General features: G+C 71.9%; 17 protein-coding genes and 2 pseudogenes. 7 read left to right on the top strand and 12 right to left on the bottom strand.

The genetic code is table 11. The features are described from left to right. Nucleotides 1-5: 5 nt before the first annotated feature. Nucleotides 6-1,472 carry a hypothetical protein gene (locus ACFU5O_RS02535; RefSeq protein ID WP_384235387.1) on the top strand — a complete coding sequence of 489 codons (1,467 nt, stop codon included), beginning with the start codon at nt 6-8 and terminating at the stop codon, nt 1,470-1,472. A 152-nt stretch (nt 1,473-1,624) separates the two neighbouring features. On the opposite strand, the gene ACFU5O_RS02530 is transcribed toward ACFU5O_RS02535, so the two are convergent. From ACFU5O_RS02530 to ACFU5O_RS02495, 8 genes are all read right to left on the bottom strand, one after another. Then, nucleotides 1,625-5,062 carry a helicase HerA domain-containing protein gene (locus tag ACFU5O_RS02530; RefSeq protein WP_384235384.1) on the bottom strand — a complete coding sequence of 1,146 codons (3,438 nt, stop codon included), beginning with the start codon at nt 5,060-5,062 and terminating at the stop codon, nt 1,625-1,627. Between the two features lie 112 nt (nt 5,063-5,174). Next, on the bottom strand, nt 5,175-6,392 hold the full coding sequence (locus ACFU5O_RS02525) for a hypothetical protein (protein ID WP_384235382.1): 1,218 nt from the start codon (nt 6,390-6,392) through the stop codon (nt 5,175-5,177). Then, entirely contained in the window at nt 6,389-8,113 is a 1,725-nt protein-coding gene (locus ACFU5O_RS02520; protein ID WP_384235379.1) for a dynamin family protein, read from the bottom strand. Before ACFU5O_RS02520 ends, ACFU5O_RS02525 begins: the two co-directional genes overlap by 4 nt. A 5-nt stretch (nt 8,114-8,118) precedes the next feature. Then, complete coding sequence (locus tag ACFU5O_RS02515) at nt 8,119-10,131, bottom strand: dynamin family protein (protein WP_384235376.1); 2,013 nt, start codon at nt 10,129-10,131, stop codon at nt 8,119-8,121. A 36-nt stretch (nt 10,132-10,167) separates the two neighbouring features. After that, nucleotides 10,168-11,787 (bottom strand): hypothetical protein, encoded by a 1,620-nt coding sequence (locus tag ACFU5O_RS02510; protein WP_384235373.1) that lies wholly within the window; start codon nt 11,785-11,787, stop codon nt 10,168-10,170. A 5-nt stretch (nt 11,788-11,792) separates the two neighbouring features. Then, the gene (locus tag ACFU5O_RS02505) at nt 11,793-12,323 is read right to left on the bottom strand and encodes a hypothetical protein (RefSeq protein WP_384235371.1); all 531 of its coding nucleotides are present in this window, start codon (nt 12,321-12,323) and stop codon (nt 11,793-11,795) included. Further along, nucleotides 12,320-13,066: a C39 family peptidase gene (locus tag ACFU5O_RS02500; protein WP_384235369.1), complete on the bottom strand. Its 747-nt coding sequence runs from the start codon at nt 13,064-13,066 to the stop codon at nt 12,320-12,322. Before ACFU5O_RS02500 ends, ACFU5O_RS02505 begins: the two co-directional genes overlap by 4 nt. 120 nt (nt 13,067-13,186) lie before the next feature. Next, on the bottom strand, nt 13,187-13,948 hold the full coding sequence (locus tag ACFU5O_RS02495) for a sigma factor (protein WP_384235366.1): 762 nt from the start codon (nt 13,946-13,948) through the stop codon (nt 13,187-13,189). A 679-nt stretch (nt 13,949-14,627) separates the two neighbouring features. Here ACFU5O_RS02495 and ACFU5O_RS02490 point away from each other — a divergent pair. After that, complete coding sequence (locus tag ACFU5O_RS02490; RefSeq protein ID WP_384235363.1) at nt 14,628-16,856, top strand: tetratricopeptide repeat protein; 2,229 nt, start codon at nt 14,628-14,630, stop codon at nt 16,854-16,856. Nucleotides 16,857-17,103: 247 nt separating this feature from the next. Here the strand turns inward: ACFU5O_RS02490 and ACFU5O_RS02485 are convergent, their stop codons facing one another. Further along, nucleotides 17,104-17,859, bottom strand: coding sequence for a helix-turn-helix domain-containing protein (locus tag ACFU5O_RS02485; RefSeq protein WP_384235361.1), 756 nt, complete (start codon nt 17,857-17,859; stop codon nt 17,104-17,106). Between the two features lie 375 nt (nt 17,860-18,234). On the opposite strand from ACFU5O_RS02485, the gene ACFU5O_RS02480 reads away from it, so the two are divergent. After that, nucleotides 18,235-19,050 carry an alpha/beta fold hydrolase gene (locus tag ACFU5O_RS02480; protein WP_384235358.1) on the top strand — a complete coding sequence of 272 codons (816 nt, stop codon included), beginning with the start codon at nt 18,235-18,237 and terminating at the stop codon, nt 19,048-19,050. A gap of 68 nt (nt 19,051-19,118) precedes the next feature. Here the strand turns inward: ACFU5O_RS02480 and ACFU5O_RS02475 are convergent. Then, nucleotides 19,119-19,435 (bottom strand): annotated as a pseudogene (locus ACFU5O_RS02475) (Tn3 family transposase); the annotation flags it as partial. After that, nucleotides 19,434-19,738 (bottom strand): annotated as a pseudogene (locus tag ACFU5O_RS02470) (helix-turn-helix domain-containing protein); the annotation flags it as partial. The pseudogenes ACFU5O_RS02475 and ACFU5O_RS02470, both read right to left, overlap by 2 nt. 144 nt (nt 19,739-19,882) lie before the next feature. On the opposite strand from ACFU5O_RS02470, the gene ACFU5O_RS02465 reads away from it, so the two are divergent. The 4 genes from ACFU5O_RS02465 (at nt 19,883) to ACFU5O_RS02450 (ending at nt 22,195) form a co-directional block, all read left to right on the top strand. Then, nucleotides 19,883-20,098: a hypothetical protein gene (locus ACFU5O_RS02465; protein ID WP_384235357.1), complete on the top strand. Its 216-nt coding sequence runs from the start codon at nt 19,883-19,885 to the stop codon at nt 20,096-20,098. Then, the gene (locus tag ACFU5O_RS02460) at nt 20,095-20,313 is read left to right on the top strand and encodes a hypothetical protein (RefSeq protein WP_384235354.1); all 219 of its coding nucleotides are present in this window, start codon (nt 20,095-20,097) and stop codon (nt 20,311-20,313) included. Before ACFU5O_RS02465 ends, ACFU5O_RS02460 begins: the two co-directional genes overlap by 4 nt. Nucleotides 20,314-20,596: 283 nt before the next feature. Beyond that, nucleotides 20,597-21,346, top strand: coding sequence for a DNA repair protein RecO (gene recO / locus ACFU5O_RS02455; protein ID WP_384235351.1), 750 nt, complete (start codon nt 20,597-20,599; stop codon nt 21,344-21,346). A 15-nt stretch (nt 21,347-21,361) separates the two neighbouring features. Further along, complete coding sequence (locus tag ACFU5O_RS02450; protein WP_384235349.1) at nt 21,362-22,195, top strand: isoprenyl transferase; 834 nt, start codon at nt 21,362-21,364, stop codon at nt 22,193-22,195. 228 nt (nt 22,196-22,423) lie between these two features. On the opposite strand, the gene ACFU5O_RS02445 is transcribed toward ACFU5O_RS02450, so the two are convergent. Continuing rightward, the gene (locus tag ACFU5O_RS02445; RefSeq protein WP_384235346.1) at nt 22,424-23,512 is read right to left on the bottom strand and encodes a PP2C family protein-serine/threonine phosphatase; all 1,089 of its coding nucleotides are present in this window, start codon (nt 23,510-23,512) and stop codon (nt 22,424-22,426) included. Nucleotides 23,513-23,624: the final 112 nt, after the last annotated feature.

Below are 23,624 nucleotides of genomic sequence, written 5' to 3'. Positions count from 1 at the left end.
CACCCGTGCGTGCCTTCACCAGGAGACTCCTGGTTCCCGTCGCCCTGACAACGTTCGCCCTCGCCGCGAGCGGATGCTCCACCTCCACCTCCGACACCGGCCCCGCCACCGGTGCAACTCCCGCCGCCCGGGCCGCCGATGCCGACGGGTCCCAGCAGCTCGACGTCACCGCCGCGCCCACCGGCGCCCCCGCGCCGACAGCCGTGGCCGAGGCGGGCCACCAGGGTTCTGGCGCCAAGAAGACCTCCCTGAAGGTCGCGTCCTTCGACAAGCGCACCGGACGCGCCGTCATATCCAAGCCGCGCAAGAGCTCACCCGGCCCCGCCCCCACGGTCACGCAGTCCGCCCGCCCGACGGCCACCCCGTCCCCGGCGCGGACCGCGGAGAACCCCGTCAGGACCGGCGACATCATCGCCAGCGCCCCTGCACCCGGCGCCCCCGACGGGCTGCTCGCCCAGGTCACCGAGGTCGTCGGAGAGACCGGCCAGGGCACCCAGGTCGCCACCAAGCCGGCCACCCTCAGCGCACTGCTCGCCGACGACAAGGCCGACGGCCAGGTCCCCGTCGACCCGTCGTCCGTCGACGTCGAACCCCTGGTGCAGGGCGTCAAGTTCTCCTGGGCCAAGCCCGGCGGAGTCACCTTCGGACCCAAGGGCGCGAAGCTTCCCCTCGGCAGCCTGCGCCTCGACGTCGGTACCTCCATCGCCACCGCGGAGGACGCACCCGTGTCCGCCGCGGCCTCCGTCTCCGGCTTCGTCCAGCTCGCGCCCCAGGTGGAGTTCTCGTACGACGGAAGCGCCAACGGCCAGGCGGGCAGCCCCGCGCCCGGCTCCGCCTTCCTCGGCCTGACCGGCGACTGGAGCGCCCAGTGGGCCCTGAAGGGCCGCGCGAAGGGCGGCGTCAAGCAGCGGATCCCGTTCGCCAAGCTCCACGCCGACCCCGTCATCCAGGTCGGCCCCGTCCCGGTCGTCGTGAACCTCGATCTGACCTGCTACATCCAGGTGGAGGCCGACGGCCGCATCACCCTGGACGTCGAGCAGAACGTCAAGGGCGACTTCCGCGTCGGCGGCAGCTACGCACCCGCCAAGGGCTGGACCGCGGTCAGCACATCCGACGTCAAGAGCTCGCCCGTGAAGGCGACCCTCACCGCTGCCGGCCAGGCGAAGACCGCGCTCGGCGCCGAGGCGTCCGTCGGTCTCTACGGCATGGTCGGCGTCACCGCCGACTTCGCCCCGTACCTGCGCGGCGAGGCCTCCGCCACCGCCACCGGTTCCACGGACGGCACCGGCTCACTCGTCGGAAGCTGGGCCCTGCACGGCGGATTCGACCTGAGCGGCAATCTCCAGCTGCAGCTCTCCATCTTCGGCACGCCCATCTTCAGCCACCGCATCCCGCTGGGCAGCCTCCACCGCGAATGGCCGCTCGCGAGCGGCAAGGGCGGCGTCTCGGCCCCGCCCAAGCAGCGCGCCTGACCCACGGCTTCCCGCCGCCCTGATCTCCTGCTCGCCCGCCGGCCGGGACCGGACCGTGCGGCACCGACGCGTGGGTGCCACCAGCTGTTCCGGGCGGCGGGTGAGCCATCCGGGCCTGCGGGCGGGCCGGGTCGGACGGGGCCGACGGCCCCTCACGACCCATCGGGGCCATGAGGACGGGAGGCCCTGGCTTCTGCGTCGCCACGTAGTGAGGCCAGGAGGTCCAGGGCGGGCTCATCGACCGCGGCGTGGGTGACCAGGCAGTACAGAAAGGCGTCACGCGAGTCCGGGGGCAGCGAACTCCAGGTCTCCGGAGCTTGCTCAGAGGCGAGTCTCTCCAGACTGCGCACGCGCACGGGTACGGAGGTGGAGGCGCCGGCCCGAGCGGCGGTGGCGGCGGCGAGGCCAGGCAGGTGCGAGGCGACGAAGGGCTCCATCAGGCAGCGGGCAGGGCAGTCGGCGCACCCGGGGAGTTCTCGGCGGGGCCGGGTGCCGATGAGACTGCGCAACGCCGCCTGGGCTTCGGTGACCTGCTGCCGTGCAGTTCGGTCGAGTTCGCGGGCATCGGCCCACTCGGCGCCGAGCCTGCCGATCCAGCGGGCGGCGCGATCGATGCCCAGCAGTCGTTCGGAGCCCGTCGCGGGTGCGCAGAAGCGCTGCAGCCACCGGTGACCCGCTTGGGAGACCGTGCAGTACAGCAGGCCCGACAGCATGTCGGGGCTGGTGGCGCGCCGCCCTGCGGTCGCAGTCCAGTCGGCGCGCCATGTGTCCCACGTCTGCCAGGCATCCTCGGGTCCGGCGAGCATGACGCTGCGGAAGAAGGGGGCCAGGGCCGAGTCGGCCGGATTCGGGTCGGCCAGGCCGCCCCCGGTCAGATGGAGGAAGGAACAAGGAGCAGGGCAGTCGCGGCAGCCGGCGTTGCGGTGCAGGTAGGAGAGGTCGACAGGGCGGGCCGAGGGGGCGGCTGCCGTCGCGGGCGCCGGAGCGGCCATCCTCACCAGCACCGGAGAGCCGATCCTGTCGTCATGGACCACGGCCTCGCCCGGGGAGAGGGCAGCGATATGACGGCTCTGCGCTTCCGTGAGGTTCACCGTGGCGGCCACGGCGGTGCGGTCGTCCTGGGCCACCAGGCGGTGCAGGATCTTGACGTTGGAGTTCTTCAGGGTCTCAGGGGCGAGCTTGGTGGGGATCTGGTCGGCGACGATGAACCCCTCCCCATACGCGCGCATCTCAGCGAGCATGTCGGTGAACATCGTCACGGCCTTGGCCTGCGCGTCAGGAGTCTCCGGGCCGGCCGGGGGCCGAGCGGCACGCAGCAGTCTGTGGGCCTCCTCGATCAGGGTGACGTGCTGGAGAGCGGTGGGCGCGCCGGCGCCCGAGGCCGACTGGCGGGATTCGGCGTACTCGTACAGCAGGCACAGCAGCAGTGCCATGACGAATGCCTTCTCCTCGTCGTCACCGAGGTTGCGCAGCTCGATCACGCAAGGCCGCCGGAAGAGTTCGTGGGCGGGGACGGAGCGGCGGGTGTCCATGGCCATGCCCTTGCTGCCGACCATCAGGCTGCCTAGCCGGGAGCGCAGGGCCGCCCCCATGTTCTGGTGCACCTCCCGGCCGTACCGGCGCCGCTCCAGCACCTCCTCGATCTTGCTGTGCAGGTCTCCGATCGAGGGGGTGAGTGCACTGAGGTCCTCCGCGGTGGGACTGGGGCCGAGGAGGTCGTTGGCGGACGAGTGCAGGTTCCAGCCACGTTCGGCGTAGATCTCCAGCATCGCCTCCTCCAGGACGTACGACATGCCGGCGAACATCGGGAACGAGGCATTGAACACGGCCTTGAGCAGGTCGATGTGACGAGCGAGCGGTACCGATTCGATCGGTACGAAGGGATTGAGGCGCAGAGGCAGTGTGGCGGTGTCGGCGCCGATCGAGTACACGCGCAGTCGGCCGTGCAACGCCGGATGCGCTGCGAGGGCCCGGTATTCGGCTTTCACGGGTTCGATCACCAGGAAGGGGACGTCGAGGCGCGAATAGGCCTCGACCAGCAGGTTCTTGGCGGTGGTGGTCTTGCCGTAGCCGGTCATTCCGGTGATGAAGACATGCCGGTTGAGAGCCTCGGCCGTGACGGTGACGGGCCCCAGGCCGCGCCCGAGTGGGCCGAGCAGAGTGCCGACCGGTACCGAGGCGTCGGTCTCGGGAGGCGCGGACAAGGCGAACTCGCCTATGTCGCGCATCGGCAGACCGGGAATCTCCCGGCGGGGAAGGCTGACCAGGACGGCCAGCTCGGGCGAGGTGACGCAGGTGCCGAGGGAGTCGAAGGACTCTCCCAGCGGGTGGCCCTGCTGCCCGGCGGCGGGCGCGAGACGCAGTGACTGGCCGCGTACGACGGCGGAGCGGATCGTCCACGGGTCGAGCCGGACGACCCGCATGGGGTCGAGGGCGGTGTCCTCGCCGCTGCAGATGCCACGCAGCGCGCTGGTCACGGCTTCCAGGGTCCCGTCCCCGTCGGCGGCGACATACACGGAGGTGTGCCACCAGCCGTGACTTCGGGCGGTCTGGATGCGGTCGATATGGCGTTGGAGGAGTTCCTCGCAGGCTTGGGCGTTGGCATCGAGCAGTTGCACGGTGCCACCACGGCTGAGCGTCTCGGAGCTGCCGGTCTGCGTGCTGGTGGGGAACCCGGTGCCGAGGGCGACCGGGGCAAGACGGCCGAGCCCCGTGACCGCGCCCGCGGCAGAGGCGTAGCCGTGCAGGCCCGGGATGGTGCCCGCCGCGCTGCAGAAGGCGGCGAGGGCGGAGAGGTAGACGGGCAGGGTCGTGCGCCAGTCCATTTCATCCGCACTGGACTTGCTGACGGAGGAGGACTCACCGACGGTCTGGGAGATGGTGCGATGGACCAGGGCGTGGACCTCGCTCTTGAGCCGGCGGGTCCGGTCCAGCACCTCGTCCAGGGCCGTGGGGTCGAGGGGCTCGGCGATGACCACGAGAGCGTAGCGGCGTTCCCCGACGGCGGTGGTCAGGCGGTCGAGGCTCTGCAGGCCCCGGGCGGAGGAGCCGGCCCGGGGTGACGGGACGCCGGTGACCAGGGCGAGGGCGGGAGCGGAACGCAGGAAGCCGGACAGGCAGGGGATCCCGTCGCCGTCGAGCGGGGAGGGGTCGCCGAGCCGGAGCCCGGGGAAGTGGGCCTGCAGGGCGCTGGCCTGACCTTCGAGGAAGTCCTGGGTCGAGCCGCGGGCGGCGCCGGCGATCCTGCGGCCGCCGAGGTAGACCCTGTGGCGGGCGCCGTCGCCGTGCACCACGGCGACCGTGGCCTGCCCCGCCCAGTGCCCCGCGGTCAGGACCTGCGTCATCGCGCTGCCCGGATCGTCGCCTGGCTGCGGCCGGCCCATGCCCAGCACCTCGCGCAGCAGAGGCCGCCCGGAGTCGTCGGGGGCGGCGCTCACCTCCCAGCGGGAGGGCTGGAAGTCGGTGAGGTGGCGGCGTTCCAGCAGGGACACCAGCAGACCCGGCATGACCTCGGCCAGGGACAGTGCCGCAGGCTCCGGCAGGAGGTGGAGGGGGTCGGGAACCGGGAGGGAAGGCTGGGAAGGGGACATGGTGGCTTCCTCGGGGCTGGGCCCGCAGGGCCGCGGCGGGCGTCGGACGGGTGTGCCCCGCGTTCCGGGTGGTCGGACGGAAGAGGCCGGCAGGGCCGGGCGGGAGCGGTGCTCAGGGCCGCAACCAGGGCGGCACATCGTCGTGGCCAGATGTCCTTGTGGCCGCCGGTTCCGTGCGCCGCTCCGGGGAGCGGGCCGAGGACGGGATACCGGTGGACGCGCCCGGCCGCGTGGCGGCAGCGGGCCGAGTGGTGTCGAAGCGGGTGCGCAACAGCGGCCACCATGCTGCCCCGGCGGCGAGGTCGCGGCAGGGTGCGGAGCTCTGCCGGACGGTGCCGAACGGTGTGAGGGCATCGCCGAGGAACGGCCACGACGCGCCGCAGCCGCCGACGAGGATCAGCGGGCGGCCCGCTTCCCGTCCGTCTCCCGCCAGGGCGGTGACCGCGCGGCTCACCAGGGCGGCGACCGTACCGGAGGCGGCGCGGATCTCCTGGCGGGCGAGCAGTTCCCGCCGGGTCAGCCGCAGCGGGGCGTACATGCGGTCGGCGAGCGGTCCCGACCACTCCAGCGCGCGGTCGGCGTCCGTGCCCCGCAACCCGGTGGCGAACTCGCCGACGCCGTCCAGCAGGGCCAGCACCGCTGTCGCCGGCACGCCGGGTCGGCAGCGTGCCAGTACCTGAAGGGCGAGCTCCGTGCACCAGGTGCCGGTGCCGGTCGCGACGGTCTCCGGGTACGTGCGGGCACGTCTCACCCGGCCACCCTCGATCCGGTAGGCGGCGGCGGACGTCCAGGTCTCCCCGCAGACGACGGCCACCACGGCCGGGGACGCCTCCCAGGGGGTGCCCCCGGGGTCCGGCTCGGTCAGCCAGCGGCACAACAGCGCGTCCGTGGGGTCCACGGTGGCGACGTCGGTCAGACCGGCGGCCGCGCAGCGCTTTCGGAGGTCCGTCGGCGGAGGCTCACCGTCCGAGGCTGTAGCGGAGGGCAGGACGCTCACGACGACCCGGTAGCCGTTGGGCGGTGTGGGCGCCACCTGCCCCAGGTATCCGGTGAGTCGTGCGTGCAGGCCGCGCAGGAACTGCTCGGACCAGGGGCTGCGGCGCCAGCACAGCAGGTCGGCAGCGGCGGGTGCGGAACCGGGGTCGCCGCAGGAGACCAGAGACGCCTCGGCAGCCGCACTGCCCCAACGTCCCTGGTCGTCGCAGGCGTTGGGCACCGCGTAGCGGATGCCGTCCCCGACGGGGGCGAGAACCGTCCGCACGCCCTCCCCCTCCCGCAGCACGATCATGCTTCTGGAGTGCTGCAGATCCAGCCCGATCACCCCGGTCACGCGCTTCCTCCGACCGCGGCGGGCGGTTTCCCGGGAGCGGAGGAAGCATCGGCCTCCCGGCCGCACTCCTTGGCCTTTCTGCGCAGGTTCGCCTCAAGGGCGAGCAGGGCGTCGAGCGGCTCGGTGCAGGGGTCCTCGGCCGCGGCGTCCAGCGGGGCGCAGGAGGCAAGCAGCAGCTCGCGGGCCTTGCGCTGCTTGCCGACGAAGGCGGCGCTGCTCGCGGCCGCGGCGGCCCTGGCGGACGCCTGCGCGGCGGTCCGGTCGCGGGTGACGGCGTCGTCGGCGCCGCTGCCGGCCCCGGCCGCCCCGCCGATCAGTGCGCCGATGGCGGTGCCGAATCCCGGCAGGAGGACGGTGCCGATGGCGCCGCCCAGGATCGCGCCCATGCCGCCCTTGGCCACGCCCACCGGGGAGTTCGGCACGGTCACCGTCAGCGTGCCCGGCCGCAGCAGGGAGGTGAGCCGGGCCAGGGTGGCCGGCGCCGGCGGGCCGTGCCGGTGCCGTGCCGCGCTACGGGTCACCGACTCGACCAGGTCCGCGGCCAGCGCATCCGCCACCGCATCGAACTTCGCCGTCAGGGAGGTGCCGTAGCTGTCGTCCCAGCGCAGCGGCCCGGTGGCGAGTTCCGCGACGACCGCGGGCCCGCACTGTTCGGCCTCTGTCCGGTGCCGTGCGAAGCAGCCTTCGACGAGCTCACGGATGTTGCGGTGGAAGGCACTTCGCTGCCGCTCGGCGGTCTTCCGTCGCTCGTCGACCTGCTCCCGTTCCCGGTCCAGGCGGACGTGCTCCTGCTGGATCCGGCCCGCCACCGTGTCGGCGAGCCGCTCGCACCGGGTGGCGGCCCGCCGCAGCCGGGCCGCCCGGACACGGGGGTGGGAATGCTCTCCGAACTCGGTGAGCAGCCGGCGCACCTGTGGTCCGCCGAAGCCCTCCGAGGCGGCGCCGCGGGCCGAGACGAAGACCACGTCGGGCTGCTCCGCTCCGCCGTCGTTGCTCCAGCAGGCCAGCGTGGCGATCCGCTCGCGGTGGTGGTCCGCGCGCTCGGCGAGGAAGCGCGCCCACTCCTGCGGGGTGTCCGAGGGCAGGAACACGTTCACCGCGAAGACGACCGCTCCTCCGCCCTGCGCCTCCTGGTGCTCGTACAGGAACTGCTGTTCGGTCTCGGACATGGGCCGCCGCGAGTCCACCACCCACACCAGCACGTCGGCGCTCCGGGCGGCCCGGCGGGCCCGGGCGCCCATGGCCTCGGAGTCGTTGATCCCGGGCGAGTCGACCCACCGCACGCGAGGCGGGAGGACCTCACCGGCCAGGGTGATCCGGACCTGCTCGACGGCCCCCACGCCGCCGCGGTACTCGCCGTCCCGGTCGACCAGCGACACCACCTCGGCGAGCGCCTCCTGGCACAGGAGCAACGACCGGGTGGTGCCGGAGGCCGTGACGGCGACCGCGCCGTCACGGGAGCCGTTGCTCATCCAGCAGGCGACCCCCGTCTCCGGAAAGTCGTCCGTGGGCAGCAGCGGACGGCCGATGAGTGCGTTGACAAGGCTGGACTTGCCGCAGCTGAAGTGGCCGCCGAAGACGATGGTCACTTCCTCCTCCACGACGCTCTCGTCCAGCTCCACGAGCGTGCGGCCCACCTCCTCGACCAGTGCATCGCCGTGGTGGTGCAGCAGTCGGCGGCGCAGCTGCGGAGGCAGGACCTGATGGGATGCCGATGTCATGGCGCTCACCCCTGCTGCGCGGTGACCAGGGCGCGCTGCAGCGCCAGCCGGTGGTCGGCCAGTGCCCGCGCCGCGTCGTCGAGCGATGCCAGGGCCCGGTCGCGCTCCGCCTGGTCACGCTGGTTGAGCTCGACGATCTCCTCGATGTTGCGTCGCTCCTCCTGGAGCAGCGCGGTGATTTCGACGGTGACGGCCCGTTCGACGGTGTCGAACTGCTCCTTGAGTTCTGTCGCGATCATGGAGGTCTTCTCGTCGGGCATCAGAGCGAGCTTGCCGTCCACGTCTGCCAGCACCTTCCTCTTCGCCCGGTTCACCAGGCCGGCTCCGCCTCCGGCGATGCTCGCCAACGCGGCTGCCACAAGGGCCACGGGCAGGAAGACCGCGGCGGACGTCACTCCGGCCAAAGCCAGCACCAGACCTGCGCTGAACCCGCCGGCGGCGGCGCCGACCGCGCCACGCCATCCGCCTGCCCCGCCGCCCAGCGCGCTGGCCAGATCGCCGACCAGGACGGCGCCGATGGTGGAGAGCACGCGCTCCTTGGTGCTGACGATGCCGCCGCCGGAGGACGCGACCTGCCAGCCCGTCAGACCCAGGTGGATCTCCTCGAGTTCGCGCCCGATGCTCGCGACCTCCTTCTCGATCTCCGTGGCGAGGTCCTCCAGCACGGGCCGCAGCAGCAGGACGCTCTCCTTCTCGATCCAGGTGCGGATCTGCTCGGTGACGAATTCGCCCGCCTTGCCGTACGCCTCGGCGACCAGCTTTCGCTGATGGAACACCTTGGTGAACTTGTCTCCGGTCGGCAGCTCCACCGTCTCCATGTGGCCCGGCAGCTCCTGCCGTAGCCGCGCCACCAGGCTGAGGAAGCTGGCCGTCATCTCGGCCTCGGCCCGACGCCGGTGCCGGTCGAAGATGCCGGGCAGCCGACTGGGCCTGTCCTGGAGGGCCGTCAGCCGCGGCAGGATCGCCTCGTACGCGGTGTGCAGCCGTTCCTGGTCGGTGCGGGCCGCCACCCGGCGCTGGTCGATGTGCTGCTCGATGCCGGCCGACAGGTTCGTCGCCTGTGTGGCGAACTTCCGCAGATGGATCTGGCTGCGCTCGCGCCGCAGGTAGTCGCCCAGTTGCTGCTCGAACGCGGTCAGGCCCGACGCCGCCACCAGCGCCTCGTCGCCGTCATAGCGGCCGCGGCGGGCTTTCTCCGCGTCCAGGAAGTAGATGCTCTGCGCCGCCAGGTCCTGGCCGTCGTACTTGGGGCCGCCCAGCTGGTCGCGGACGTACCGGTTCCATACGAAGCCCTTGAGGCGCTCGTCGGGCGCGCGGCCCCACAGGTTGACCACGGTGAACACCCGGGTTCCGTCGGCGACCACCCGGGCGGCGTCCATCATCTCGCCCTGCCCCATCAGGACGTCCGACCGGTAGACGATGATCGCCGCGTCGCAGCGCCTGGTCGCCTCCTGGGTGATCGGGGTCCGGGTGGGGTGGTCGTCGAGCCCCGGCGAGTCGTACACCGTGACCCCGGACTTGCACAGCTTCGCCGGGAATCCCATCTCGAACTCCTTGATGCCCGCGAAGCGGCGCTCGCTCTCCTCCTGGTCGGTGTCCAGCACCGACTCGGTGAGGTACCTGCGCAGGGACCACGGCTGGGCCTTGCCGTCGAACCCCCAGGCTTTGACGTACGGTTCCTCCGCGTACCTGACACCGGTCAGCGTGGCGGTGGCCGGCAGATCGTCGACCACCATCGGGCCGTACTGGCCGCCGAGGTCCACCTGCGTGGTCGTCCCCCCGAGAACGGCGTTGAGCAGGGTCGACTTGCCGTTCTTGAAGCGGCCCATGACGATCAGTTTGAAAGTGTCGGCCCTGAGCTGCTCCTCGGTGGTGCGCAGCCGGTCGGCGGTCTCCGCCATGTCGAGGTCCTTGGCCAGCGCGGCCAGGCCCGAGATGGCCTTCCCCGCGTTCTCCTTGGCTTCCTTCACGGCGGTCTGCACGGCATCTGCGAGCGTCGTGCTCTGCGTCTGAGACACGTGTGCTTCCTTTCCCTTCGGGCGGGTGAGACGGGGTCAGGCCGCGTGAGCGGCTTCCAGCCGGCGACGCAGCCCGGCGAGCTGCTGCTCGGCGGTCGGATCTCCGGACGGTTCCAGGGCCCCTGCGGGAGCCGGCGGCCGGGCGAACGCCTTGTCCAGCGCGCGGTCCAGGGCGCCGAACCGGTTCTCGGTGGCCCGGGCGGTCCGGTCGGTGGCGCGCCGCAGGTGCTCGCGCAACGCGGCACGGGCCGTGGCCACCCGGCGGGGGACCAGCCACTTCGCGTACTCCGCGGCGAGTCGTTCGGACTCCCTGGCCGCCACATAGCCGTCGACGGCGTGCCCGCCGACCGCACCGGCCACCCCGGCGATCGGGATGACGACCGGGATGCCGGTCAGGGTCGCGGCAGCGAGGCCGATCGCCCCGCCCACGAGGGTGCCGCGGGAGACGGGGGAGCGGCGGCGGCCGGGGCTACCGGACCGCGGGGCGCCGGTCGGGCAGAGCTCGTCGGCCAGGGTCTCCAGCCGGACCTCGAAGCGCGCCCCGTCCAGCAGTTCCTGCGGGTACGGGCCGGAGCCGTCGGTGACGATCTCGCGCACCAGAGTCCAGTCCACGTCTTCGAGCTGGGCGCGGGTCTCGTCGTCGAACTGCCGGGTCCGGTCGCGGAGGGTCGCCGCGGTGTCCGACAACCACTGCAGGAGCGCCGTATCGACCTTGCCGTCGATCTTGGCGCGTACGGCGGCCTGGCCGGTGTCACGGTCGGGGCCGGTTCCGAGGACGTCGGTGGCGGCGCGCAGCAGGTCCTGCTCCAGCATGTCCAGCGTGGCGCCGGTCTGCCGTTCCAGTGAGTCGCGGTTCTCCTCCAGGCGCTTCAGCCTGCGCCGCAGGGCCGCATCGAGTTCCTCACGCAGCGGGGCCACCCGACGGCCGGAGTCCTTCGAGTGTCCGGGCTGCGGCCCCTTCGCGGCGGCTGCCTGCTCGGCCAGGGTCAGGGCGTACGAGGCGCGCTGCTCCCGGAGCAGGCCGACGGGACCGGCCGCGTCGGCGCGCAGCCAGTGGCGCAGCAGGTCCGCGTCCCGGGTGAGCCGGTCGCCCAGGAAGTCGAGGGGCCGGCCTGCCGGTGCGCTCCACAGCAGACAGCCGCGCTCACCGAGATCCTCTCCCGCCCAGTCCTGGCCGCCCCACTCCGCCACGGCGCCCGCCAGCAGCATCCGCCACACACCGCGCTGCACCATGTCCAGGTCGTCGGGGCTCTGAAACGCTTCGGCCCCGGCCAGCACGATCAGGGTGGTCCCTGCGGGGCGCTGCATCACCGCTGCGGCGGCCTCCACGACCTCGGGGGTCAGCAACTCGCCGCAGGGCAGGACCAGCAGAGCGCGATTGGGCCGCAGGGCGGCCCCGGGGTCGTCCACCACGGTTTCCAGCGGTGCCGTGGCGACCGGGTCGCTGTACTCGCCGGCCGCCAGCTCACGGGCAAGGGCCGCGGCGTGGCCGTCGGTGCGGGAGTCCAGCAGCAGCACCGTGCGGTCGTCGGCGCCGGGCAGCGCATCGATGAAGGCGGACACCGCGGCCCAGCCGTGCTGCCGTGCCAGGACGGCCAGGTCGGCGAGGACGCCGCCGACCGGGTCCTCTGTTGAGACGGGCGTGTCGTCGGGCATGTCGGTCATCCCTCCAGCCAGTTGAAGAAGTCCGGGGTCAGCGCGCGGTACCAGGGCAGCGTCTCGGCCGGCAGCACGGCGGCGAGGATCTCGCCGAGGTCGCCGCGCGCCACGGGTGCGCCCGGCTCGCCGCGGAAGAAGGCGGGGGCCGCTTCGTTCAGGCACTCGTCGAGCATCCGCAGGTTCTCGCGGGCCGAGGCCACGGAGCGTCCGGCGGGGACGACAGTGACCGGTCCGGCCCGCAGCTCCGCGCTGAACGGCACTGCGGCCGTGAGGCCGTATACGAGCAGGGCACGACGCCGGCCGCCCAGGGCCCACCAGCGGTCGGGTGTGCCGAGGACGAGTGGCTGTCCCGGCGTGCGGACGGCCGGTGCGGCGAAGCCGGCGTATCCGGGGTCCGCCCAGCGCAAGGTGGGCAGCGGCAGGGAGACGAAGTGACCCACCGGCACCTCGGCCTGGGCCACGGCATGGGTGGTGAACTCCTTGCGGGCCTGCTCGTACGGGACGAACCCGCCCTCGGGTGCGGAAGTGCTCATGGTGCCGTCCTTCGCTCGGCCTGGCTGTCTGCTTGTGCGCTGTCCTTCGGTGCGGAAAGCCGGACCACGTCGGTCATCACGCTCACACCCCCGGCGTCCAGCCAGGCCACGCTCATGGTCTCCGCGTCGATGAACCGGCCGGCCTGGCCGGACCCACTGTCGTTGAGGTAGAAGCCCTGGATCTCGCCGGTGCCGGGATCGCGGGCCACACCCGTCACCACCACGGCGTGGTTGCTGCCGCCGAAGTCGTAGTAGGCGGCGTCGTCCCACAGCACACCGGCGTTCGCCTCGACGATCACTCCGTGCCCCCGCTCCATGGCCGCCGCCAGCTCCTCCAGGGAGCGGCACTGCTCCACATGCGCGGGCACGCCGTGGTCCGCGAGGATCTCGGCCTGCATCGACGCGGTGGTGCCGCCGCATTCCTCGGGAGCGTCGCCGACGTGGCACAGTCCGTTGCGCAGGGCGTGCTCGACCACGTCGGCCTCGGTGACCTCGATGCCGAACTGCCGCAGCACCCCCTCGCACGAGCACAGTCCGCAAGTGCCCTTGAACCCGTGCGGGTTGTCGCCCTGCGGGTGGGTGAAGTCGGCGAGCCGCGGGACGTCGCCGATCACCAGGGTCTCCCTGCCGTCCGGGAGCACGTCGAGGTGCTGGGGCACCTCCGAGGCTGTGTCGGGCTGCAGCGGCGGCAGGTCCGGTGGAGCGTCTCCGGCCCACCAGCCCGCCTGCGCATCCGGGATCATGAGTTCGGCCCCCTCGGCTAGGTCTCGGGTCGGTGTTCACAGGTATCGACCCTTTCGGCGCCGGGCCATTACAGAGTTGACTGACCGTCAGAAATGTGAGCGGTGCAACCCAGCCACGTCTCACGGGAGTTCGAGGTGGCGGATCACCTTGGTGCAGGCAGCCCTCAGTGCCGCCTGCCAGCCCCGTCTCCGGTAGTCCGTGCGGCGGGCCAGCACCATCAGCCGGAACGCCTCCGCCTCGGAGTCGGTCAGCGGATCGGAAGCCGCCGAACGCGCGGCCTCATAGGCCTCGGCCAGTGCGGACGGCCCGCCCAGACGGTCCGGCTCGCGCAGGAACAGAAGGACCCTCAGCTTCGGCAGCGCCCGGCAGTGGGCCACAGCACAGGCGTTGGCCGTGCTGCCGAGTTTCTCTGCGAGCTCGTCCCAGCCGATGCCGGGCTGCGACAGCCGGGCGGTGACCGACCGGTACTCGAGCTCTCCGAGGACGCCCTCGTCGTGGGCCTTCTCGGCCAGCACCGGCAGCCAGTGGGCACCCGAGCGGTCCTGGGGCAGGTCCGGCTCCTGCGCCGGACCCGTCATGGCCGGCGCGTGTCCCTGCGGCTCCGCCACTCCGCTCCACCCGGTTTCCCGGGCATGTGTCCGCGCCAGCCTCGCCCCGAGCCGGGCCGCCTCACGCTCGGCGATGGACATCACCCATGTCACGAAGGACGAGTCGCCACGGAACGAGGCGAACCCGCGCCACGCCCGTAACGCCACGACCTGGCTCAGGTCCTCGGCATCCGCGCGCCCCGGCATGACCCGCCTGCAATACGCCGCCACATGGGGCCGTGCCGCGGCCCAAAGTAATGCGAAGTCGCCGTCCCCGGGCGAAGTCGTGCTCATCGGCAACCCGCCATTGCGCCCCCCTGTTACCCGATGTGCGCAGAGAGTAAGGCAGTCGTGCCGGTGCGGGAGGCCCTTTCGGCGGGCCGATGGAAGGAGGGTTTCAGCCGTATGCCAGTGATGCGGGAGGTCGGCCAGGACAGTCTGTTTTCGGGCATACGTCGTACGCCGGAATGATGAACAGCCAGGTGGACGCGGACGGACAGGATCTACGTCAAGGCCCTTCATGCGTTGCGCACGGCTGCCGATGCCGTTCTGCACCGGCGGACGGGTCACCGGCCCGACCGCATCGCCATCGACGACTTTCCGCCCTTGTCCCGCAGGAACGCCCTTCCGTCAGGTCCCTCGAGCATTCCCGGGCCAACCGTCGTCCTCGGAGCGGCGACGGCCTCGTCGGGCCGAATTGCTCCCCTCCGAGCAGGCGTTGGGACGCGTCCGTCCGAGGACGGGGGGCGTCCACGCACGGGGAGTCCCCGCACTCCGGGGCCGCCGCAGCGGCCCCGAGGGACCACCGGGCACCACCGGCGGCCGGTGAGGTGCCCTCAACTGCGCGCAAACGGAACTCCCCTGGAGGAATCCTCGCGCCCCGGCACGGGGAGAACGCCACAATGGGCACACATGTACGGTGGCCGGGGACGGGGGGATTGTGCGGCGCTCTCACGCGACGGTTGTGCTGGTCATGGGATCCGGCCTGCTGTCCGTGCTGCTCGCCGTCGCCGTGAACGTGGCGACCGGCGGCGCACTTCCCCCCACGATGGCCCCTCTGGTCCCCGTCGCCTGGCCCCTGGTCGGCGCGCTCACCGTCGTCACAGGCTGGGTCGCGATACGCCAGTCACGCTCCCTCCGTCCCCCGGCGGGCCCCGGCCGTGCGGACCCGGCCGCCCCGCCCCCGTACGCCACCCACGACCCGGCCGAACTTCCCGCCCCCGTACCGGACTTCTCCGGCCGCACCACTTCCCTCTGCGACCTCGCCCGGCTCGTCGACGAGGGCCGTCGCGTCATCGCCGTCACCGGGGCGCCCGGACTCGGCAAGTCCGCCCTCACCGTCCGTCTCGCGCACGAACTGCGCCACCGCTACCCGGACGGCCGGCTCTACGCCGACCTCGGCACCGGCCGCGGCGACCCCGCCACCCCCGGCGCCGTGCTCGCCCGCCTCCTCGGCGCCCTCGGTGCACCCGCCGAGGAGCAGTCCGGTGACACCGCGGCCCTCTCCGCCCGATTCCGCAGCCGGACCGCGGGCCACCGCATCCTCCTCCTGCTGGACGACGCCGCCGACGCGGCCCAGGTACGCCCCCTGCTGCCCGGCGGCGACCTCTGCCTCGCCCTGATCACCAGCCGCAACGCCCTCACCGACCTTCCCGAGGCCACGCCCCACCCCCTGGGCACCCTCAGCGAGTCCGAAGCACTCGCCCTCCTCGCCGCCGTCGCCGGTCCCGGCCGCATCGCCTCGGAACACCGGGCCGCCCTCGACGTCGTCCATGCCTGCGGGCTGCTGCCCCTCGCACTCCGCATCGCCGGTGCCCGCCTGCGCGCCCGCCCCTCCTGGCCGGTGTACGAACTCGCCGACCGCCTCGCCGACGAGCGCAGCCGCCTCGACGAGCTCCGCGTCGGCGACCTCGCCGTGCGGGCGGGCTTCGAGGCCGGCTACGACACGCTCGACGCCGCCGACCGCCACCTCTTCCGCAGCCTCGGCGCCTACCCCGGCTCACGTCTCACCACCCGGATCGCCGCCGCCGCGGCCGGCTGGGGGCAACTCCCCGCCGGGGAAGGCCTGGAACGACTCGTCGACGCCCAACTCCTCGTCCCCTCCGGCCGCGACGGCTACCGGTTGCACGACCTGATCCGCCTCTTCGCCGCCGAACGTCTCGAACGCGACACGGCACCCGCCGAGCGAACAGCCGCTCTCGAACGGCTCCTCGACGCGTACACGGAGGACGCCACGGAGCACGGCAGCCACGCCTGGGGCGGCGCCGAGCAGGCCACGGTCTCCCTTCTCGTACGCGCGGGCGTACGCGAAGGACTCCCCGCCCGCGCGCACCACCTCGCGCGGACGGCCGACCGCTGGTTGTACGACCAGCCCGGCCAGCTCCCGCGCCTCGCCATGTGGACCACCCTGCTCGACGCCGCACGGCGCGCCGGCAACGAGGCGCAGGCGGCGCACGCACTGCGCGGCATGGGCGCGGCCTACCTCTACGAAGGCCGCTACGACCAGGCCATCGACCACCTGCGGATGGCGGTCGCCGTCCAGCAGCGCGCAGCCACCCGTGCCGAACAGATCAAGACCCGCCGGCTGCTGGGCGACGCCCTGCGCCGGGCCGGGCGCTACGAGCAGGCGCTGCGGGAGTTCCGCACGGCGCTGGACGACTACCGCGCGACGGGCCACGCCATGGGCGAGGCGGAAGTGCTCAGCAGCCTCGGCGCCCTTCACCTCGACCGGCGCCGCCCCGACGAGGCGATCGCCTGCCTCGAACCCGCGGTCGCGACCCTCGCCCTGCGCGTGGGCAGCGCGGGGGACGTCGCCGACGCGGAACGCGGACTGGGCGCGGCCTACGCCCAGGCCCGGAACTTCACCCCGGCCGAACGGTGTCTGCGGTCGGCCCTCGCCCGGTACAGGCACCACGACCGCGCGGTGGGGGAGGGCTGGACCCTGCGCGAACTCGGCTACCTGGACGAGTCCCGCGGCGCCTACGCACGCGGCGCGGAGCACCACCGTGCGGCGCTCGCCGTATTCGCCCGCATCGGCTACGGCACGGGCGTCGCCGCGGTCGCGGACGCGATCGGCGACAACCTGCTCGCGCAGGGCGACGAGGCGGGCGCCGACGCGGAGTACCGGCGGTCGGCGACGGTGTACGCGGACCTCGGCGACCACACCCGCGAGGCCGAGGTCCGGCGCAAGCTCAGCGCGTGACGGTCCGGTCGACGAAGGCGGCCCAGGCGGCGGCCGGGACGACGGGGAACGGGGCCGGCGGGCACCTTGCTGTCGCGGACGGGGACGACGACGGGGGGTGTCGTCGAGGACTTCGACGCAGTCGCCGCCCTGGCCGTTGCTGCAGGTGCTCTTGCGCCAGGGCGCGGCACCGGGGAAGCCGTACGCCATTTCGACGGACGACTCGCCGCCGTCGCCGCCGCTGGGCCGTGACGATCGGGACGGCTGTCTATCCGTGGTCCGGACCTGGTCGGGCGGTGTCGTTCGAGGTTGTCCCGGGTTTGGTGTGGAGGACTTCACGGGCCTGTTCGGCGGCGCGGGTGATGCTTTCGCTGATGAAGTCGAGGAAGCGGGCGATGTTCTCCAGGCGGGTGGCGGCGGGAGTGTGGGCGCCGAGGATGGCGACGCCTTGGCGTGCGGTGGCGACGAGCTGGTCGTTGGACCGGGCGCTGGCGATCGTCGCCTGGTAGAAGAGTTCGTCGTCGACGACGTAGCGGTCGCGGCGGCGCTCGTCGCGTTCCCGGCGGACGAGGCTCTGGCTCTCCAGGAAGGCGATCGCTTTGGAGATGGACGCCGGGCTGACCTGGAGGCGCTGGGCGAGTTGGGACGCGGTGAGGCTGCCGGCGTCCGTGGTGAACAGGCAGGTCAGCACCCGGGCCGTCATCTTGGTCAGGCCCGAGGCCATGAGGACGGTGGTGAACGTCTCCTCGTACTCGGCCACGGCCTCGGCGTCGCGTCCGTGCGGCTGGGGGACCGACTCCGTCCCTCGGGAGGAGGAGGGCCTGCGCCGGTGGGCGCGGCGTTCGGTGGCGCGGTGGGCCAGGTCGGCGCGGTAGGCGGTGGGGCCGCCGTTGCGCATCACCTCACGCGTGATCGTCGAGGTCGGGCGGTCGAGGCGTCGGGCGATCTCGGCGTAGGGGAGGCTGTCGGCCAGCCCCAGCGCGATCTGCTGGCGTTCCTGCTGGGTGAGCCTGCCTCCCGGCATCGCGATCTCCTTGGTGATCCTTCGTGGCGGTCCCTGGTCCTCCCTCCACCATAGCGTTCACTTCTCATCCATTGCAATGATCAGAGCAGCTGTCGTTGCGTTACGCTCAAGTCCGTTGCAACAGTTTACCGTTCTTCACCTGCGCAGATGCAGATTCTGCGCAACAGATACGTTGAAGAATTTTGGAAAGCAACGTAGCGTTTCCGATGTCAGAAACAACGAGCGAGCAACCAGGACCATCCCGCCGGGTCCACCGCGATCGAGATCCTGTCGGTCGTCGCCGAGGACGCGGCGATCCGCCCCGAGGGGCCCGCGATCCACGTGCAAGGCCTGGAGAAGTCGTACAAGACGCTCTCACGCGACCAGGGAGAACACATGACGAAGAACAGCACTTCCTCGACCGGTTCGAAGTGGACCGGAATGGTGCCGGTCGACGATACGGCCCTGGCGGTCACCGACACCGGCGGTCCCGGTATCCCGGTGGTCTACCTCAACGGCCAGTTCGCCACTCAGGGGTACTGGAGGCGGGTCATCGCCGAACTGGGAACGGGGTGGCGGCACATCACCTACGACGAGCGGGCCCGTGGCAGGTCGAAGCGTTCGGCGGACCATTCCTTCGAGGCGGCAGTCCGGGACGTCGATGCCGTTCTCGCGGCCAGGGGTGTGGACCGGGCGCTGGTGGTGGGCTGGTCCTACGGGGCGTGCGTCGGGGCGCACTGGGCCGGCCGGAATCCGGAGCGCGCCCTGGGCGCGGTCCTGGTCGACGGCGCCTTCCCGTACGACTGGCTCGACGAGGCCATGGAGCAGCGGATCCGGAAGCTGTTCCGGCGGATGAGCTGGTTCCTGCCGCTGCTGCGCCCGACGGGCCTGGCCCCGCGGATGACCGCCGAACAGCAGGCCGACAGCAACATCGAGCTCGGCAGGCTCTCCCGCGAGCGCGAGCTCGGACCCGTGCTGGACAACATCACCGTCCCGGTGCGGTACGTGGTCGCTTCGGGGACGTCCTTCGGAAGCCGCGGTGATGAGCAGGAACGGATACGCACCAGCCTCGATGCGGTGACCGCCCACAACCCGAACATCCGGATCGGCGCGAAGGTCGCCTCCAACCACGGCGCGATCCTCAGGAAGGACTTCCCGGCCATCGCCGGGGCCGTACGCGAGGTCGCCGCCCTCGACCGCGGGGGGCGCTGAAGACACGACCGGCGCACCGACGACAACCACACGTCCTCGCCACCGTCGTCATCATCGGCCGGTTCGACCGCGTCCGGGTCGCGCAGGGGCCGCAGCCCCTCGCGCGGCGGCGCGCGGCGAAGCTGTAGCGGCCCAGGCAGTCGAGGTCGGCGTGCCTGAGCGGAGACGCGGGCCACGCCAACGTCCTCGTACAGGACGTCGTGCTGACGCTCGTGCGCGGGAAGGCCCCGCAAGTGCTCGACGGCGGCGTCCGGACAGCGGGTCGTCCAGAGCACGACGGCGTCGAGGACCAGGCCGAGCGCGCCGGCTGGTCCTCCTGCCCCGTCCGGTACGCCTGCATGATCCGGCCGCGCTTGCCGTGGCAGATGTCGCGGGCGAGCCTGTGCCCTCCAGTTCGGCCACGGCCGGGGAATACCCGGCGTAGGGCGACTTGTCGATGGGCTTTCGGCACATCCGCTCGAAAAGCCGTCGGTCCGCAGTGCCTCGTCGATCCGCTGCGCCACATCCATCCGCGGCTCCGAATGGCCTGTTCGAATTGGCCGATGTGACCGCCGGACACGAATACCCGTTGCCCCAGCTCCCCTTGCGTCAGCCCCGCCGTTTCCCTCCTCCGCTTCAGCTCCGCGCCGAAGAACTCCCAGGCCGCCTGCCTGGACCTTGCCCCACGCCCCTTACCTGCGTTGGCCATGGATTAACTCCTTTGTGCTGCCGTGCAGTTGTCGCGCGCGTATGTCTGCCGATTCCAGGTCCGTGTCTTCACACTCGAGATGGGAAGAGAAGAAGGTATCCGGACGCATCGGGACGTATCCGGAGCCATGAGCAGAGGAGAGCCGTGGAAGAAAAGGAACATCTCCAGGACGCCGAGGCGGCAGTGGCGGAATTGCGTGACGCCCTGGCCCGGGCCGGAGTGACCCTGCCGTCGCTCCGGCTGGACCCCGTGTCGTGCGCCGGCAGGGACCCGCGGCTGCTGGTGGAGCTCGGCCGCTGCACCGTCGAGACCGCGCGGCGGATCGCCACGGCCCTGCCGGGGGAGAAAGCGGACCGATGACAGCACCGGCCGTGGGTTCGTATGTGATCGACACGAGAAACGGGCAGATGGGGCAGGTCATGGGACACGAAGGCCCGTACGTCCAGCTCCGGCCGATCGGCGGTGGCCGCGAATGGGACTGTGACCCGGAGGTGCTGCGCATCGCGACCCCGGCGGAGCGACTGAGCGCGGCGATGTCGCACGTGAACGCCCGGAGCCGGGGCGAGGTGCCGTAGGAGCTCCTGTGCCGTCAGCCGTACCAGGTGATGTTGCACACGTACACGTACACGCACGCGTGGCGGGGGACATGCCCGCAGATGGCAAGGCCCTGCGTCTGCTGGGCGTTCGCACCGTACCGGCCGGGGCGGGCCGGGTACCGGCCGTTGCAGCCGGTACGACCGGGGACGTGGTCGGCCGACCCAGGAGTACTCGATTCTTCCTGCATCGGGCTACATCGGGCCTGAGGCCGATGCCCGCGCCCGGCCCGTGGACCCCTCTCCCATACGCGAGAATGGCCCCATGACTCTGTTCCGCGACGACGGCATCGTGCTGCGCACCCAGAAGCTGGGTGAAGCGGACCGGATCATCACGATCCTCACCCGAGGGCACGGCCGTGTCCGTGCCGTCGCCCGCGGGGTGCGCCGCACCAAGTCGAAGTTCGGTGCCCGGCTGGAGCCCTTCTCGCACGTGGACGTGCAGTTCTTCGCCCGCGGCAGCGAACTCGTCGGCCGAGGACTCCCGCTGTTCACACAGAGCGAGACCATCGCTCCGTACGGTGGCGGGATCGTCACCGACTACGCCCGCTACACGGCAGGCACCGCCATGCTCGAGACGGCGGAACGGTTCACCGATCATGAGGGCGAGCCGGCCGTCCAGCAGTATCTGCTGCTCGTCGGAGGGCTGCGCACCCTCTCCCGGGGCGAGCACGCCCCGAACCTCATCCTCGACGCGTTCCTGCTGCGTTCCCTCGCCGTCAACGGCTACGCGCCCAGCTTCGAGGACTGCGCGAGATGCGGCATCCACGGGCCCAACCGCTTCTTCTCCGTCGCGGCGGGCGGAGTGATATGCGGCGACTGCCGGGTGCCCGGCAGCGTCGTACCCTCTGCGGAGGCCGTCGGTCTGCTCAGCGCACTGCTGACCGGCGACTGGGACACGGCGGACGCCTGCGAGTCGCGCCACGTCCGGGAGGCGAGCGGGCTCGTGTCCGCCTATCTGCACTGGCACCTCGAGCGCGGCCTGCGCTCGCTGCGGTACGTAGAGAAAAGCTAGGAGAGTGTGACCCCCATGGCACGACGCGGAATCCTGGGACGTTCCCGCCGCGAGTACAAGGTCCCCGAGCCCCACCCGTCCGGCGCCCGGCCGCCGAGGATCCCGGCCGAGCTCGTACCGAACCACGTCGCGTGTGTCATGGACGGCAACGGCCGCTGGGCCAAGGAGCGCGGCCTGCCGCGCACCGAGGGGCACAAGGTCGGCGAGGGCGTCGTCCTCGACGTGCTCAAGGGCTGCCTGGAGATGGGCGTCAAGAACCTCTCGCTGTACGCCTTTTCCACCGAGAACTGGAAGCGCTCGCCCGAGGAGGTGCGCTTCCTGATGAACTTCAACCGGGACGTGATCCGGCGCCGCCGCGACGAGATGGACGAACTCGGCATCCGTATCCGCTGGGTCGGCCGTATGCCCAAGATGTGGAAGTCCGTCGTCCAGGAACTCCAGGTCGCGCAGGAGCAGACGAAGACGAACGACGCCATGACGCTGTACTTCTGCGTCAACTACGGCGGACGTGCCGAGGTCGCGGACGCCGCGAAGAAGATCGCCGAGGACGTGGCGGCCGGGAAGCTCGACCCGTCGAAGGTCAACGAGAAGACGTTCCAGAAGTACCTGTACTATCCGGACATGCCGGACGTCGACCTCTTCCTCCGTCCGAGCGGTGAGCAGCGCACCTCCAACTACCTGATCTGGCAGAGCAGTTACGCCGAGATGATCTTCCAGGACGTGCTGTGGCCGGACTTCGACCGCCGTGACCTGTGGCGGGCCTGCCTCGAATTCGCCTCCCGTGACCGGCGGTTCGGCGGCGCGATCCCCAACGAGGAGCTCCTCGCCCTGGACAAGAGCCAGGGCTAGGTCCTTCGTTCGGATCAGGCCGGATCAGGCCGGATCGGTGAGCGGGGGCCGGCGGCGCGCGACGCGGCGAGGTGCGGCGCCAGGGCACGCGAGCCCGGCAGGATCCGAACGAGACGCCCTGGCGGGGCCCGGTGCCGTTCCCCGGCATCGCGTGGCGGTGGTGACCGGGCCCGGGGCCTGCTGCCCCGGGTCCGACCGGCCCGGGAGCCGGCAGGTCAGGGCAGTCCGTCACCCGGAGGAGGCGCCGGCCGCCCGTGCGCCGGCCTCGTCGTCGAGCCGGTCGACGAGGACCATCGCCACATCGTCCGCGAGGCAGTACTCCGTGTGCCGGAGCAGTCCCTCGTGCAACTCTTCCAGGAACTCCTGCGGGGTGCCCGCAGGGGCCGCTTCCATCGCCTCCGGCAGGGCGAAGAAGTCGTTGTCGCGGTCGCGGGCCTCGATCACGCCGTCTGTGTACAGCAGCAGACGGTCGCCGGGAGCGAACGGACAGCTCTCCGACTTCTCGGGAGGGCCGATCATCAGGTCCTCCAGGCCCAGCGGCGGCATCGAGGAGGCGGGCATCAGGGCCTCGGCCTTGCCCCGGCGCAGCACCAGCGGAGGCGGATGGCCGCGGTTGACCAGCTCGACCACGGGCCTGTCGTCCGGCACCTGCGCCACGACCGCCGTGACGAAGCCCTCCAGCAGGGCATCCTGATCCAGCGCACCCGGAACGGCGCTGTCCCGCCGCAGTGCGGCCGCGCAGTGGTTCATCACCTCGACCAGGTCGTCCTCGTAATGCACGGCCTCCCGGAACGCGCCCAGGACAGCCGCGGCAGCGCGTACGGCGGGCAGCCCCTTGCCCCGTACGTCCCCCACGATCATCCGGACCCCGTAGCGGGTCTGCACGGCCTCGTAGAGATCACCGCCGATCTGCGCCCCCGTCTCCGCCGCGAGATACATGCTGGCCGCACGCACCGGGCCCAGCCAGGCGGGAACGGGCCGCAGGAGAACGTCCTGTGCCGCCGCAGCGATCCGGCGGATCTGATTGAGCTCGCTCTCGCTGCGCGTACGCATCGCCCTGCTCGCCGTCACACCGGCCACGGACACCAGAAGAAGGGCGAAGAGGTTGGTGTAGACCTGCTGGCTGCCCCATGCCTGGTTGTAGGTGGCGGTGGTCGCGCTGACGGCAAAGGCGAGACCCGAGGCCGCGAGGGTGCCCTTGGGGCCCGCCGTCACCGCGGCCAGCGCCGGCGTGGCGACGAGGAGGGGCCCCGTGTACACGGTGTGTGCGGGCGAGAGCTCGATGCCCACCACCAGCAGGGCGATCGCAAAGGGCACACACTGGGCGAGTGTGAAAAGGACCCGGCTGTGACCGCCCCCTCCTGGTCGAAGTGAGGAGCGGAAGAGCGACCGCATGGGTACAGGCTGCCCCCTGGAGGCCGGGCCTTCC

This window comes from Streptomyces sp. NPDC057445 (assembly GCF_042802855.1).
Lineage (GTDB): Bacteria > Actinomycetota > Actinomycetes > Streptomycetales > Streptomycetaceae > Streptomyces.
This window is presented reverse-complemented; position numbering and strand designations above follow the sequence as displayed.

What these genes read in the sequence shown, in the direction of transcription:
- ACFU5O_RS02485 (WP_384235361.1), bottom strand. Translation starts at nt 17,859, where the DNA reads ATGCCGGGAGGCAGGCTCACCCAGCAGGAACGCCAGCAGATCGCGCTG.
- ACFU5O_RS02450 (WP_384235349.1), top strand. Translation starts at nt 21,362, where the DNA reads ATGGCACGACGCGGAATCCTGGGACGTTCCCGCCGCGAGTACAAGGTC.
- ACFU5O_RS02460 (WP_384235354.1), top strand. Translation starts at nt 20,095, where the DNA reads ATGACAGCACCGGCCGTGGGTTCGTATGTGATCGACACGAGAAACGGG.
- ACFU5O_RS02495 (WP_384235366.1), bottom strand. Translation starts at nt 13,948, where the DNA reads ATGAGCACGACTTCGCCCGGGGACGGCGACTTCGCATTACTTTGGGCC.
- ACFU5O_RS02500 (WP_384235369.1), bottom strand. Translation starts at nt 13,066, where the DNA reads ATGATCCCGGATGCGCAGGCGGGCTGGTGGGCCGGAGACGCTCCACCG.
- ACFU5O_RS02480 (WP_384235358.1), top strand. Translation starts at nt 18,235, where the DNA reads ATGACGAAGAACAGCACTTCCTCGACCGGTTCGAAGTGGACCGGAATG.
- ACFU5O_RS02490 (WP_384235363.1), top strand. Translation starts at nt 14,628, where the DNA reads ATGGGATCCGGCCTGCTGTCCGTGCTGCTCGCCGTCGCCGTGAACGTG.
- ACFU5O_RS02520 (WP_384235379.1), bottom strand. Translation starts at nt 8,113, where the DNA reads ATGACATCGGCATCCCATCAGGTCCTGCCTCCGCAGCTGCGCCGCCGA.
- ACFU5O_RS02505 (WP_384235371.1), bottom strand. Translation starts at nt 12,323, where the DNA reads ATGAGCACTTCCGCACCCGAGGGCGGGTTCGTCCCGTACGAGCAGGCC.
- recO (WP_384235351.1), top strand. Translation starts at nt 20,597, where the DNA reads ATGACTCTGTTCCGCGACGACGGCATCGTGCTGCGCACCCAGAAGCTG.
- ACFU5O_RS02510 (WP_384235373.1), bottom strand. Translation starts at nt 11,787, where the DNA reads ATGCCCGACGACACGCCCGTCTCAACAGAGGACCCGGTCGGCGGCGTC.
- ACFU5O_RS02530 (WP_384235384.1), bottom strand. Translation starts at nt 5,062, where the DNA reads ATGTCCCCTTCCCAGCCTTCCCTCCCGGTTCCCGACCCCCTCCACCTC.